This window comes from Clostridium sp. AM58-1XD (assembly GCF_003464085.1).
Lineage (GTDB): Bacteria > Bacillota > Clostridia > Lachnospirales > Lachnospiraceae > Lachnoclostridium_A.
Genome location: NZ_QSDR01000003.1, coordinates 68,245 through 81,368, shown reverse-complemented (window position 1 = coordinate 81,368; position 13,124 = coordinate 68,245). Strand labels below are relative to the sequence as shown.

The window sequence follows — 13,124 nt, the reverse complement described above, 5'->3', positions numbered from 1 at the left end:
TTTATCATTACTTTATCAAATTGCCTTTTCCGCGCTACTTTCCGATCCACTCCGGTTCTCTGTTTTCACGTTTGGCGTGTTCTGATTCAATGACATCTTCCATGGCCAGAAGCCCTAAAAGCGCTGCTTTTGCATGTACCATAGCGCTGGAAAGGGGCATATCAACCATGTCATAGTACGTCTGTCGCCCGACTTTCATTGCAACTCTGCTCTTCGTACCGATGATTTCAGCCATTCTGACCGCTTCTGCAAGAACCTCATCTTTTGGAACAACTCTATTGACCATATTCCAGCTCTCTGCCGTTTTTGCATCAATCGGTTCCGACAAATAAATCATTTCAAACAGCCGCTTTTTCGGAATCCATTTTCCATTCACCGCCAGAGCAATCATGGGAAAATTGCCGTGGCTCAATTCCGACAGCCCAAACTGAGCTTCTTCAGAGGCTACCGCCAGATCGCAGCCCTCCACTATCGTAAGACCTCCTGCAAACGCTTTTCCATTTACCGCTGCAATCATCGGCTTGCCGGATTGATAAAGCGCTTTCTGAAATTCCACCGTACCGTCACTGTAGTCTCTCTGATCCATGGCGTACCCGTCGGGAAAGCCGTCAATCGCTCCTCCGGCGCAGAAAAACTCTCCCGTTCCTGTCAGAATGATGGCTCCCACTTCCTCATCCTCATTTGCTTCTCTGATCGCCTGCTGAATTTCTGAAACAGCCTGCAGGCCGATTCTGTTTCCAGTCTCCGGCATATTTAGTCTTATAATTTTTGCCGTTCTTTCTTTTGTACACACAATACAATTATACATTCTCACACCTCCTCATTTTTTAAGTTTTAATCTGATTTTTTCTGGTACATTTAACTTAATTCATTTTCAAAGCAGAGTAAAGAAAAATGTCGAGTTTTGAAAAGCTTTCCCTTCCAATCCTTTCATTTTCTGAAAACATTTTCATTTTACCCTTTATTTTTATACATCTAATTGATTCCCACTGGTTTTTTTCGTATAATCAATATAAATTTCCGAACTTACATGGGACAATTTTCATTATGATCCCTGCCTATTCAAAAGGAGCTGAATATAATGGATACCTCTTACAGCGCTTCCGTATCATCATTAAACGACGATACGGCAGACATTTACATTGATTATCTTTGCAGAATCAACCAGAAATATTCTTATCTGAGCAAATCGCAGAAAAAGATCGCCAACTACCTGAATGACCATCCAGACGAGATCAGCCGTTGTTCCATTACTTCGCTCTGCAAAAAAATCGGAACTAGCCCCAGCTCCATGTCCCGCTTCTGTCAGATGCTGAATTACAAAGGTTTTTCAGATATGAAATTCTGCGCAGAAAAAGAGCTTTTATTTCCAAATGATACGACGGAATTCAATACGAATGACAATATCCGGATTACGAAGAAAAAATATCTGAACCTCTATACGACCGTTCTCACCGACACTCTGCTCAACATCAAAGACCAGTACATCATGCAGGCTGCCAGGCATTGAGCCGGGCTGAACGTGTCTATATTTACAGCAGCGGCGGTTCCGGCGCCACCGCCACCTATGTATACCAGCTGTTCCTCCAGATCGGCATTCCCTGCAACTATTTCATTGACCGCCAGTTAGGACTAATGAGCATTGAGCACCTGAAGGAAAATGATGTTGCTGTCGGCATTAATTTCAGCGGAAATTCCGCTACCGTTACGGAGATGATCACTCTTGCCAAGCAAAAACGGGCTACTACAATCGCAATTACCTCCGGCACCCATCATCCGCTCAGCAAGCTGGCAGAAATACCTCTGTGCTACAGCACGAAAATAAGCGACGACCTGCGCCAGATTCATGCGGCGCGAATGTGTGAACTGGCGATTATCGGTCAACTGCAGACTGCTTATATCAACATCACCGCAGAGAAGAGCAGGAATTCCCTGCAGCGCTCCAAACTGGCAATTAAAAAGTCACGTATATAAAGGATAAAGAAAAGGAGGTACAAATGAACAAGACTCGTCTCGGTATCAGTTCCTATACGTTTCCGTTCGCATGCGGAACAAACAAAAGACTTCGTCCAGCGGAGCCCCTAACACCATTTACACTGATTGACAAAGCCGCCGCCTACGGACTTTCGGTTGTGCAGATCGCAGATAACATGTCTCTGGACGCTCTGTCTGCGCCCGAAGTCAGGCGTCTGAAAACATACAGCCAGGAACGGGGAATCTCTCTGGAAACAGGATTTCGCGGCATCGAGCCTAATCGATTCATGGACCGCATCCAGCTTACGAGACAGCTGGATTCCCATCTCATGCGCTGTGTCATCGACACGCCCTCCTTTCAGCCTTCCATAAGCGAAGTCTGTGCGATCTTAAAAGCGATTATCCCTGTCCTGAACGAATACAATATTGTACTGGGCATCGAAAATCACGACCGGTTTTACAGTCACGAATTTGCCGAAATCATTGAGACGGTCGGAAGCCGCCACGTGGGAATTATTCTTGATACGGCCAATTCCCTGGCCAGAGAAGAACCAATCGGTCAGGTCCTGGGCTGCCTTGCAAAATATACGGTCTGTTTTCATGTGAAGGATTACATAATTCGGCGGCGAAACGGCGAAATGGGATTTGTCATAACGGGAGCGCCTGCCGGAGACGGACGTCTGGACATACCCTACATTCTCCAAAGGCTGAGGAAAGAAGCGCCCTGTGATTTTTCCACTATTCTGGAGTCCTGGATGGAAAGCCTTCCCGGCCTGGAAGAAACACTGAAGCAGGAAGAAGCATGGGCCGATCAAGGCGTAACCTTCCTGAAATCCTTTCTTAATTAAAACAAAAAGGCTCCTCCCAGGCGCACAGCCTGGAAGGAGCCTTCTTTGTTTTAATTTTTCAATCAATGATCCTTACTTTATATTACTTACCTAATGTAGCAAGGTAATCTGTCTCGAATGTTGTCATGAACTCTGTTGCTTCTGCTGCGTTCATGTACTGTGGGATCAGCTTGTTCTTATCGATGTAATCGTTCTTCCACTGATCTGTCTCAGAAACCTTCTTTAATGCATCACTGTAGAATGCAACTGCTTCATCGCTCATAGCTGCCGGAGCTACAACACCACGCCATACCGGAATTTCTACATTCTCATAGTCGCCGATTTCGCTTAATGTAGGAGCATCGAACTTGCCTGTGTATCTTTCAGTAGCAAGAGCTACAACAGGAATGAGAGAGCCGGCTTCCACATATTCGGAAGCTGCTGCCGGTTTGGAAATAACGAATTCGATATGTCCGCCAAGTGCTGCTGTGATCGCATCACCTGTAGAGTCATATGTGATGTATTTCATCTTGTCCTTGGATACGCCGATTTCTTCCAGCATAGCCTCATATGTAGCTACGTCGTCGCCCTTAGAACCGCCAAGAACAACCTCTGTGCCAGCCTTAGCTGCTTCGATTGCTGCTGCAAAGTCTTCATACTTTGTCTGCTCGCCCTTGAAGATCAGCTGCTTATCTACTGCCATAAGTGCTACTGCCTTGAAGTTAGCCATACGGTTCTTTGTATTCTGTACCATTGGCATTAAGTCGCCGCTGTTGAATGTACATAAGGTATAATCTGCTTTCTTGCCCTTTGTATTAGCAACTTCGTTACGTCCGATCTCGCCGCCGCCGTCTGTCTTGTTGGTTACAACGATCGTCTTGCCGTTTACCAGGTTCTCTTTTGTCATGATGTCTGAAATCATACGTGTATAGATATCAGAACCGCCGCCCGGAGAGCTTGTTACCATCCAGTTTAACGTATCCTTCATCTCAAAATTGGAAGCTGCTGCCTCCTTGGCGCCTTCTGCTGCTGCCTCTGTTTTGGCATCTCCAGCCGGAGCTTTTGCTTCTTCAGCTTTCTGTCCGCCTCCACAAGCAGTTAAAACAGATACTGCCATCATGCCCGCCAATACTAACGCGATTTTTTTCTTCATTTTCCTTACCCCTTTTCTTAAAAATTTATATTAATACTAATTTGTACTAATATCTTTTTATTTTACTATACAACTTTCTATTTGTCAGCTTTTTTACTCTTTCTTAAGATAGCTTTAACAATTGGTGCACATACCATAGCCAGGAATACGATCATCAGGACACATGTAATTGGTCTCGTAAAGAAAATATTCAGGCTGCCGCCGGAAATGATAAATGCCTTTCTCATATTGGATTCCAGAAGAGGAGCCAGTACGAAGGACAGCATCATCGGAGCCGTCGGATAGCTGTTCTTGCTCAGGAAATATCCCACAACACCGGATAACATCATGATCAGTACGCCGTACATGGAATAGCTGGAGCTGTAGGAACCAACTACACAGACGCAGGTGATACACGGAATCATAAACTTAACCGGCACGGAAAGAATCTTGATCAGGAACGGAATAACTGCCAGCGCAATAATTAATGTCAGAATGTTTGACAGGAACAGAGACGCAATTAAGCCCCATGTGAAATCAGGTTCATTGGTGAACAGAAGCGGTCCTGGGTTCAGGCCCCACATCATAAGTCCTCCAAGAAGAACGGCGCCTGTACCGGAACCAGGAATACCAAGTGCGAGCAGCGGAGCAAATGCACCTGCAGCGGCAGCGTTATTTGCTGCCTCGCAGGAAGCGATACCTTCTACGGCACCTGTTCCCAAAGGCTCTTCACTCTTAAACTTCTTCTGCATAGCGTATCCCATGAAGGAACCGGTTGTTGCACCTGCACCAGGAAGTACACCTACGAATGTTCCAAGAAAACCAGAACGCAGAGCCGGTCCTAAAAGTCTCTTAAAATCATGGCCGGTCAGCATACTTCCGCGGATGCTAAGCTTCATTCCGCTTCCTGCTTCTTTTCTGCTGGCGTCAGAGTCACGCTCCATAACAAGGCTGATTACCTGAGAGAAGCCTACTGTACCAATGATAAATGGCGTAAACGGTATACCGCCCAGTAAATACATATTGCCGAAATCATATCTCGGCGCTCCCGACAGAGTATCCATACCCATGCTGGCAAGAAGAATACCAAACATTGTAATTACAACACCCTTTGTCGGATTTTCACCAACCAGCCAGCTGATTGATGTCATGGCGATCAGCAGAACGGCTGTCATTTCGGACGGGCCGAATTTTAATCCCAGATCTGCCAGAGCCGGTCCCATAAATGTCAGGATACAGATACCGATTGTACCTCCGATAAAAGAAGACATATTCGCCGTCATCAGCGCCTGTCCGGGACGTTTCTTTTTTGTAGCCATCGGGTAGCCGTCCAGAGCCGTCATTACGGCCGGCGAGTCACCCGGAATATTTAAAAGTATTGCACTGAAACTTCCGCCGTACATGTTGGAATAGTAAAGCGCTCCAAGCATGATGATCGCGGTTGTCGGGTCAAATTTGTATGTAAGCGGAAGCAGCAGAGCTACGCCTGCAAGGCTTCCGATACCAGGCATGGCACCTACAACAAGACCAAGAACAGCACCCAGTAAAGCTGCACCTATGTTCTGTAATGTAAGGGCTGTCTGGAAACCATGCATTAATAATCCAATATTCTCCATTATTTATCCCTCCTACAGATAATTTTCGAGCAGCCCCATTGGGAACTGTATGCCAAGCCAGAAGTAGAATACGCCGATCGTGATTGCCAGAATAACCGCCAGTACGATCAAAGTATTTTTCCAGGACTCCTTTTCAAAGAGCTTTAACCAAAGAATTACATAAATATAACACATCGGAAGCAGGCCAATAATAAATGTACCCGCGTAAATTGCTGCACCGCCGGCAATAACGAGCAGCTCTTCTTTATAGTATGTAGGCTTTCCTTCTTCCTTAAAGGACTGAACAAAAGCGAGAATACTTGCAAGAACCATTACGATCGACATAATGCTTGGGAAGAATCCCGGCATTGGACCATCCGTGCCGTGCCAAAAGCCCAGCTGCGTGAATCCAACATAAGCAAATACGACGCCTACGATAGCAGACAAAACCGGAACAACCTGTTTTGTACCAAAATTTTTCATCTTTTCCACCCCTTTAGAAAGATTAACCTCTGATATTAGCCGCCATCTTAGCTGTCATCTTAATTGCATTTTCAAAAGATGTTGTCTTAACAATTCCTTTGCCAGCGATGTCATAAGCCGTACCATGTCCACAAGTAGCGATCGGCACTGGAAGCCCGCCTGCAATCGTAATTCCTCTTTCAAATCCTCTTAACTTCAGAGCGATCTGTCCCTGATCATGATACATTGTAACAACACCGTCAAATTCGCCGCCCACAAATGCTTTATGGAACAGAATGTCGGAAGACCATGGACCGCTGGCATTGATGCCCTGCTTTTTCGCCTCTTCAATTGCCGGAGCAATTACATCGATTTCTTCTCTTCCGCACTTTCCGTTTTCACCACAGTGTGGATTCAGCGCTGCAACGCCGATTCTTGGATTGTCAAGTCCTGTTGTCTTTAAAGTTGTATTTGCAAGAGTAATTGCACGTAAAATCTTATCAATTGTAAGGCTCTCACTTACTTTAGAGATCGGAATATGGCTCGTCGTTCTTGTTGTCCACATATTGTCAACAACGTTAATTTCACCGAACGGAGCTGTGTGGTTCAGCAGATGTGCCATGTAGTGATGTTCACTTTCAAATTTACAGCCTGCCTGGATCATTCCAGCCTTATTTAACGGCGCAAAGCTGAATCCATCGATCTTGCCCTCCTGGAATAATTCGATTCCAAGCTTTAACAGGTTCAGGCATGCGCGTCCGCTTTCAATGCTCAATTCGCCGAACGGTACGTTTGCAGGGTCTACATCATGCTGATCCAGTACCGGAATACCGTCTTCCCATGTCGCTTCAGACACGTCGCTGATCACCTGAGTTTTTACTTTCACTCCGGCTACTTCACAGCCTCTCTCAAATACTCTTAAATCTCCCATGATAATAGGACGGCAGTATTCGTCGAAGAAGTTATCTGCTGCTACTTTTGCAACGATTTCTGGTCCTACGCCTGCTGCGTCACCTAAAAGAATTCCTAAAACTGGTTTTTTGCTCATTATTTGTTCCCCTTCCTTTTTTTGGATTTTTTATTTCCCTAACCATATTAAAAGCAAAGGGTGTGCCAACCTCAAAAAGCGTTAAAATCTTGTTGTACTTTCACGAAAACGCAGGTTAACTATTGTGCAACTTTAACATATTTTTGTTAATTTTTCGTTAATACGCATCTCGTCATGTTTCACTTTGTTTCTATTCCGTTTCTTTTTTATCTTTTGTTTCATTTTGTTTTGTTTTTGAAACAAAAAGGCCGGCTGGAATATCCAGTCGGTCCTTCATCAGCCACGTTCTCTTTTATCGAGCACGAAATCTATAAAATTCTGCTTAAGCGCATCCATCTCTTCTACCTGATAAATAAAATAAATATTTCTTACAACGGGACATCCTGCCCGGTCAAGTGCCGGGCGTATATACAGCTGCTTCGTATCCCTGAAAAAATTATCTGAAAAGAACAGTCCGTATCCCAGCCCGTTAATAATCATTTCGCGGCATGTATCTCCATGGTTAACCCGGAAGCCTATATTCGGAGGGGTGCGAAACATTTCCTCCCACCATGTATTAATGATGTCCTGAGTAAACGGATCTTTCAGATAAGTAATCATCGGAAGGTCCGGCAGGTCCTCTGCCTCAAACTCCCGGCTGTATACAATATAGAGCTGCTCTTCTCCTATATAATACTTTTTACAGGAAACAGGCACCTCACCCTTTACAAAGCCCACATCCAGCTTTCCTTCCTCAATCTTCTTTCCGATCTCACTGCTGAGCATGGTAATTACCTGAAAAGAACTGTCCGTATACGATTTTTTGTACTTTTGCAGAAGAGCAGGAAGCGAGAACCGGCCAAATGAATTCGGCACCCCAATTCTCAATTCTCCTGCTGTTCCCTTTTTTATTTTCTCCAAACGGCCTGGAATTTCGTTAAAAATCACATTAAGCTTTCCTGCATATTCCGCAAGGCAGTATCCTGCCGGAGTCAGAATGATCCCTTTGCTGTTTCTTCTTATAATCTCAATGTCCCATTCACGTTCGATCTGCTGCACCCGTTTCGTAAGCGTAGGCTGCGACATATACAATGCCTCTGCCGCCTGCGTAATACTGCTGCTGTTTTTTAATGTTTCAATTATTTTCCAGTCACTGTCTTTCATATGCTCCCCTGCCCTGTAAAATCCGGCAGCTGCTATAAGCTCTCTTCCGCTTCACTGCCTTTCTGTGCTTTTTTATCTTTGATCTCCGAAATAACAAAATATACCATCATTATGGCTGTAACGATCAAAAAAATCAATGCTATCGGAGATTTTGCAAAAATTACCAGGCTTCCCTTAGATATCAACATCGTCTGTCTAAAGGTACGTTCCATGGTATTTCCAAGCAAAAAACCAATAATCAGTGGGAGTACAGGAATTCTTATATTGTTCATCAGATATCCCAGCAGCATAAATGCCAGCAGAATATAAATATCAAAAATTCTCCGGTTACTGCAGAATGCGCCTGCACAGCACAGCAGTAAAATAATGGGATAGATAATATACCGTGGTACGCTGAGTACGTATTGAGCAATGTGTATGACGGCCTTTCCAATAAATACCAGCAGAATTGTACTGAAAATCAAACAGAAAAAGATTCCGTACACGAGCGAGCCGTGCTCTTCAAATATCATAGGGCCTGGTATCACGCCCTGCATCATCAGTGCCCCCAGGAAAATCGCCGCCGTTCCCGTACCCGGAATCCCCAGCGTCAGCAGGGGAACGAGCGCCGGTCCTACGGTCGCGTTATTCGCCGATTCAGCACTCGCCACGCCTTCGATGCAGCCTGTCCCAAATTCTTCCGGCGTCTTTGAAATCTTTTTCCCCACCGTGTAATTCAGTGTAGCGGCTACAGTCGCATTGAGGGCCGGGAGCGCTCCTAAAACGGAGCCCAGGACAGAGCCTGTCAGGATACAGGGGATACAGCGTTTTATATCTTTTCCCGTAATCCTGTTCTGCTCTTTATTTTCCACTTTACTCATCTTCTGAACGACGAACGGTACACTCACATGCTTTAATACCTCTGCTCCTACAAACAGCCCTACAAGGACAGGGATCAGCTGAATATTACTCGTCAGATTGATGCTTCCGAAATTAAATCTCGGCGTTGCAGTAATCGGATCTGCCCCGATAAAAGAGACAAACAGGCCAATCATAACGGAAGCCAGCCCCTTTGCAACCGACCCCTTTGAGCCAACCGTAGCAATCAGGACGAGTGAGAACAGAATAATCGCAAAATATTCTGCCGGCCCCACCAGAAGCGCAAACTTTGCAATAAATACTGCCATCACAATCATCAGAAGCGAACTCAGAAAGTTGCCGGCCGCAGAACTGTACAACGCTGTTGACAGCGCTTTTTTCGCCAGCCCTTTTTTGGTCATGGGATAGCCGTCAAAAGTAGTCGTACTGGATTCCGGCGTTCCAGGCGTTCCGAATAAGATTGCCGCAATACTGCCTCCATAAGCGCCTCCCACATAAATCGCGCAAAGCAGGGAAAGCGCAGGAATCGGGTCGAGGTAAAATGTAATCGGAAGCATAATTGCAATACCGATACTCGATGTCAGCCCCGGAATAGCTCCAAACGTTACGCCTAAAAACACCCCGCCGCACATGATCAGCAGCGTTTTTATACTGAATACCATGGCAGCCCCTTCTATCACCGCTGCATTCATTTAATCACCCCTCTCTGTTTAAAACGGCAGAATTCCCTTTGGAAAATTTACACTCATCAGCTTTCCCAGACAGATGTAAATAATCACCGGCGCAAGAACGCTGACCGTTGCAACTGTTATCTTTTTCTTTTCACCCCAAATAATCATGGAAACTGCTATGACCGCGATTCCGCCCGCAACAAATCCCGTCACCGGCATTAGGAGCGCATAGGCCATCCATATTGCTACCATAAGAATTCCTCTTAAATTGACTTCTATTTCTTCCTCTTTCTTTGTAAAGAACGAGTTGATAAAAATCACGACACCGATCACGATCAGTGCGTATGCTGTCATATCCGGAAAAAAGGCCGGATTGTTGATCCTGGAACTGCTGCTTTCATACCAGCCGGCCGTATAACTGTAAATCTTCATCATAATTCCCAGCCCTACGATCATTGCTGCCGCCGCCTTTTCATATATGTGGGCAGGCACTTTCACCATAAATTTCATATACTTCCTCCGTCATTTACACTTTGCTCTTTAAATCCAGCTCCGTAATGATCGTTCCAAAGTCTTCATAATCGTTCAGATGGTCTTCTGTCAGCTGCTTTCTGTCTACGCTGCTGTGATCCAGCGGCTCATAGATTTCACCAAACATTTTCTGCATCTCTTCATCCTGGAACATCTTTTCAAATGCCGCCGCCAGGATATCCAGGACCTCATCCGGCGTACCTTTCGGTGCATAAAACATACGGCAGATCGGCGTAAGAGCCTCTTCATATCCCAGGTCCGCCAGGGTGGGTACTTTATATGAATTATCTTCAATGCCACACGTCTCAATGATCGGTACCACCGTTCCTTCCTGCGCATGCTTCACTACGTTTCCGCCCGCTACCGACGAATACATCACGTGACCGCCCAGCAGGTTAGATATCTGCTCGCTTCCTGATGTAAACGGTATGACCTGGCATTCGATACCCATGGCATCCATCATACGGAAAACTGTCAGCCCTGTTGCATCCGCATATCCGGCGCACGAAATGGTCACTTCGCCCGGGTGCTCTTTACAGTATGCAATAAATTCTTCTGCCGTTTTAGCCGGAGCCGCAGGGCCAGCGCAGATCACGTTGGAATATGTACCCGGAGTGGCAAACGGAATCAGATCTTCCCTTGGATCAAAACCGGCTTCATAGACCTGGGTCACTGCCGTAATAGAAGTATTATTATTTAGTAAAATCGTATATCCGTCAGGATCTGCTTTTGCCACGCTGGCAGATCCGGGAATCGTATTGCCTCCGCCCTGATTCTCCACCACCAGCTTCTGCCCCAGATATTGATCGGAAACAGAGGCCAGCATACGGGCAACCGTATCGTTTCCGCCTCCTGCCCCATACGGAACTACAACTGTAACTGGTTTTTTCGGAAAGTCCATCGCCTTTTTATCAGCGCCTTCCGTCCCCTGTTTTGCTCCACAAGCCGCCAGACACAACGTAAATCCAAATGCTGCTGCAAATGTAATGATATTTTTCGCGCTTAACTTCATACCTGTTCTCCTTCTCTTATTCTTATGTTTATAGAATCAGTTTACCGGCAGACCCAGCATCTTCGCCGGATTTTTAACTGCCATTTGTTCTATTCTCTTCTGATCCAGCCCTTTTGCCTCCATAAAATTCAAATATTGAAGCAATGCCTCCGTCCAAAACGGATTTTCCAGCTGCCCCCCATCTGTAGATATGATCGTCGTCTCATATCCCACTTCCATAACCGCCCGGTAATTCTCTTCCAGATTTAATTTATAATTGCCTGGCGTAACCGGCTGAGCATATACTCTTTCAAAATACGCTCCCGCTTCGGCCAGCTGTTTCTGCTCTTCGATGGAGAGGCTCACGATATGTAGTTCCGGATGATTAACAACCAGCTTTTTTACCCCGTATTTTACAGCCAGGTCTGCTGTATGCCTGATCTCATAAGGGGATAAATGGCCTGTTCCAAGCACTGCGTTTCGTTCTGCAGCCAGCTGGACAATATTCTTCAGGCCGTCCGCAGGACGTTTTCCATTCATAACGGAAATCCCTCCCGCCTTTCCCATTTTTTCACAGTGATTCTGTGCGTCATGGGTAGGAAGCCATATGATTTTAGCCCCCATATCGACTGCTTTCTCAGCAGCATAAGGATTCAATCCCCCTACGGTGCGGTTCATTGCAATACCGCCGAATATCAGCGTTTTTTCTGATATCTTCTGCATATCTTCCGCCCTGCACATGGTAGGAAAAAAATGGGATTTCAGTACGACGGCCCGCATTTTCTCCCTGTTGGCCGATTCTACAATTCCCCAGTCGTCCACCGATCTCTTTCTGATATCCGGAGCTGCGTGTACATGAAGCTCCACAACATTTTCAAGAGTCATACGTGTTTCCCTCACTTTCCAAGATTCCTGCATGTATCATTTACCGTCTTTAGGCCTGCCGCCAGAATATCTGTATCCATACTGTTCATAACGAGTGTCAAGTCATCCGAAAACTGTTCCAGCAGGGAACCTCCTGCGTGAAGCCCAAAGGCCTTCCCGTATTTTCTGCAGGCAGCCGCAACGGTTTTAATCGCTTCTAATTCCAGAGGATTCTGAAAATCTCCCGGAATACCCAGGGAAACAGACAAATCATTTGGTCCGATCAGCAACGCGTCAATTCCTTCTGTCGAAGCGATCTCTTCTGCATTTTCTACTGCTTTCTTCGTCTCGATCTGGGCGATTGCGATTACTTTTCGATTTCCCATTTCCATAATATCTGCATGTTTTCCGCCTTTATAATCCGTATGGCAGCAGCCTGCCGTATACCCTCTGCCGCCGATCGGCTGATACTTGGCGTAGCGCACCAGGTTTTCCGCCTGTTCCCTCGTTTCGATCATCGGAACCATTACGCCTGCCGCTCCAGTATCAAGAACCCTGGATATCCACGCCTTCGTTCCTTCCGGAACCCTTACAAAGCCTGCCAGTCCCACCGCATTTGCAGTAATCAGAATATCGTGAATCGTCTCCATAGTGAAATTACTGTGTTCACAGTCCATCATAATATAGTCCAGACCTGCATTTTTCGCCAGAAGTGCAATGGCCGGATTTCTGACGATTCTCGTCATTACACCCGCTATCTTCTCTCCTCTTTCCAGTTTTTCCTTCAGTTCTTCCATGGTGCATCTCCTTTTTACATGATGTTTTTGTTTGCAGACATTTTCCTATCTTTTATCCCTGTTTTTGACTTTGCTATACTCATCATATCAAATGATTTTTTAAAGGAGAAATAGATTTATAGATGAAATTCTATTCCAAAGTGGAATAATGTGAGGTATGCCGTTTTGGAATGGAATTTCTTTTATAATCCTATTTCTCAAAATTTCCCACAAAGCCTATACTGTAAATAT

The 13,124-nt window shown here is 45.6% G+C and carries 14 protein-coding genes; 3 read left to right on the top strand and 11 right to left on the bottom strand.

Features of this window, described 5'->3' with window-relative positions; genetic code table 11:
* Positions 1 to 34 precede the first annotated feature (34 nt).
* Positions 35 to 808, bottom strand: coding sequence for an enoyl-CoA hydratase/isomerase family protein (locus tag DXA13_RS02385; RefSeq protein WP_118241683.1), 774 nt, complete (start codon positions 806 to 808; stop codon positions 35 to 37).
* A 273-nt stretch (positions 809 to 1,081) separates the two neighbouring features.
* On the opposite strand from DXA13_RS02385, the gene DXA13_RS02380 reads away from it, so the two are divergent.
* Genes DXA13_RS02380 through DXA13_RS02370 form a run of 3 tightly spaced genes read left to right on the top strand, consistent with a single transcriptional unit; the run spans position 1,082 to position 2,822 of the window.
* A complete protein-coding gene (locus DXA13_RS02380) occupies positions 1,082 to 1,510 on the top strand; it encodes a MurR/RpiR family transcriptional regulator (protein ID WP_118241681.1) in 429 nt (142 codons plus the stop codon).
* A complete protein-coding gene (locus DXA13_RS02375) occupies positions 1,507 to 1,974 on the top strand; it encodes a MurR/RpiR family transcriptional regulator (RefSeq protein ID WP_181995504.1) in 468 nt (155 codons plus the stop codon). The genes DXA13_RS02380 and DXA13_RS02375 overlap by 4 nt, the downstream gene beginning before the upstream one ends.
* A 23-nt stretch (positions 1,975 to 1,997) precedes the next feature.
* Complete coding sequence (locus DXA13_RS02370) at positions 1,998 to 2,822, top strand: sugar phosphate isomerase/epimerase family protein (protein ID WP_118241677.1); 825 nt, start codon at positions 1,998 to 2,000, stop codon at positions 2,820 to 2,822.
* An 82-nt stretch (positions 2,823 to 2,904) separates the two neighbouring features.
* Here DXA13_RS02370 and DXA13_RS02365 read toward each other — a convergent pair whose 3' ends face one another.
* The 10 genes from DXA13_RS02365 to DXA13_RS02320 form a co-directional block, all read right to left on the bottom strand.
* Entirely contained in the window at positions 2,905 to 3,954 is a 1,050-nt protein-coding gene (locus DXA13_RS02365) for a tripartite tricarboxylate transporter substrate-binding protein (protein ID WP_118241675.1), read from the bottom strand.
* Positions 3,955 to 4,031: 77 nt separating this feature from the next.
* The gene (locus DXA13_RS02360) at positions 4,032 to 5,549 is read right to left on the bottom strand and encodes a tripartite tricarboxylate transporter permease (RefSeq protein WP_118241673.1); all 1,518 of its coding nucleotides are present in this window, start codon (positions 5,547 to 5,549) and stop codon (positions 4,032 to 4,034) included.
* A 12-nt stretch (positions 5,550 to 5,561) separates the two neighbouring features.
* The gene (locus tag DXA13_RS02355; protein WP_118241671.1) at positions 5,562 to 6,011 is read right to left on the bottom strand and encodes a tripartite tricarboxylate transporter TctB family protein; all 450 of its coding nucleotides are present in this window, start codon (positions 6,009 to 6,011) and stop codon (positions 5,562 to 5,564) included.
* Between the two features lie 22 nt (positions 6,012 to 6,033).
* Complete coding sequence (locus tag DXA13_RS02350; RefSeq protein ID WP_118241670.1) at positions 6,034 to 7,038, bottom strand: 4-hydroxythreonine-4-phosphate dehydrogenase PdxA; 1,005 nt, start codon at positions 7,036 to 7,038, stop codon at positions 6,034 to 6,036.
* A 276-nt stretch (positions 7,039 to 7,314) separates the two neighbouring features.
* Positions 7,315 to 8,181: a LysR family transcriptional regulator gene (locus DXA13_RS02345; protein WP_118241668.1), complete on the bottom strand. Its 867-nt coding sequence runs from the start codon at positions 8,179 to 8,181 to the stop codon at positions 7,315 to 7,317.
* A gap of 32 nt (positions 8,182 to 8,213) precedes the next feature.
* Positions 8,214 to 9,731, bottom strand: coding sequence for a tripartite tricarboxylate transporter permease (locus DXA13_RS02340; protein WP_118241666.1), 1,518 nt, complete (start codon positions 9,729 to 9,731; stop codon positions 8,214 to 8,216).
* Between the two features lie 18 nt (positions 9,732 to 9,749).
* Positions 9,750 to 10,220: a tripartite tricarboxylate transporter TctB family protein gene (locus tag DXA13_RS02335; protein WP_118241664.1), complete on the bottom strand. Its 471-nt coding sequence runs from the start codon at positions 10,218 to 10,220 to the stop codon at positions 9,750 to 9,752.
* Positions 10,221 to 10,236: 16 nt separating this feature from the next.
* Positions 10,237 to 11,253, bottom strand: coding sequence for a tripartite tricarboxylate transporter substrate binding protein (locus DXA13_RS02330; protein WP_118241662.1), 1,017 nt, complete (start codon positions 11,251 to 11,253; stop codon positions 10,237 to 10,239).
* Positions 11,254 to 11,289: 36 nt separating this feature from the next.
* On the bottom strand, positions 11,290 to 12,117 hold the full coding sequence (locus DXA13_RS02325; protein WP_147347982.1) for a DUF6282 family protein: 828 nt from the start codon (positions 12,115 to 12,117) through the stop codon (positions 11,290 to 11,292).
* An 11-nt stretch (positions 12,118 to 12,128) separates the two neighbouring features.
* Positions 12,129 to 12,893: an aldolase/citrate lyase family protein gene (locus tag DXA13_RS02320; RefSeq protein WP_118241658.1), complete on the bottom strand. Its 765-nt coding sequence runs from the start codon at positions 12,891 to 12,893 to the stop codon at positions 12,129 to 12,131.
* Between the last annotated feature and the right edge of the window lie 231 nt (positions 12,894 to 13,124).